This is a genomic window from Aeromonas sp. PS2Canimalfood6 (genome assembly GCF_048276795.1).
GTDB classification, from domain to species: domain Bacteria; phylum Pseudomonadota; class Gammaproteobacteria; order Enterobacterales; family Aeromonadaceae; genus Aeromonas; species Aeromonas caviae.
Genome location: NZ_JBLUXC010000151.1, coordinates 1 through 697 on the forward strand (window position 1 = coordinate 1; position 697 = coordinate 697).

Genomic DNA, 697 nt, shown 5'->3' on the forward strand with positions numbered 1-697 from the left:
TTCTTCAGTAGCGCATGACAGGCCTTGGTGTCATACGCACCATCGGCGCTGACCTGTTTTATCTTGCGTCGTAAGGGGTTGAGCAACGTCGGTAACACCTCGTTATCCGCCACCGTCTCCAGGCTGACTTCGGCAGCGATGACCGCATGGGTTGTGGCATCCACCGCCAAGTGGAGCTTGCGCCACACTCGTCGCTTCTCCTTGCCGTGTTTGCGAATTTTCCATTCGCCTTCGCCATAGACCTTGAGGCCGGTGGCATCAATGACCAAGTGAGCCACCGGGCCTTGGCTGGGGAGGCGGTACTTGATGTCGACGGTCTTGGCGCGCTTGCTGATACAGCTATAGTCCGGCGACTGCAAAGGCACCGCCATCAGTTGGAACAACGAGTTAATGAAGCCTTCTAGCGCCCGCAGCGGCAACTTGAACAAGCCTTTTAGCATCAGGGCCGTCTCAATGGCGGTGTCACTGTAGTGGAAACCTCTCCCTCGGCGGCCATGGTGGACCAGGCAATGCCACTGCTTAATGGCTTGTTCGTCCATCCAGATGGTCAACGAACCGCGTTGCACCAAGGCTTGGTTGTACTGCTGCCAGTTGCTGATCTTGTGCTTGGACTTGCCCATCTGATGCTCTCGGAGACTGCGCTACAGGATCAGATCACCGAGATGACAGATAGTTCCCCGATTTGAGCAACAAGGCC

At 56.4% G+C, this 697-nt stretch carries 1 protein-coding gene; it reads right to left on the reverse strand.

Translation table 11 applies throughout. The features are described 5' to 3' along the window. Positions 1-620, reverse strand: a 620-nt coding sequence (locus ACNPAA_RS20990; RefSeq protein ID WP_417891997.1) for an IS5 family transposase, incomplete at its 3' end; no start/stop codon positions are given. Positions 621-697 lie beyond the last annotated feature (77 nt).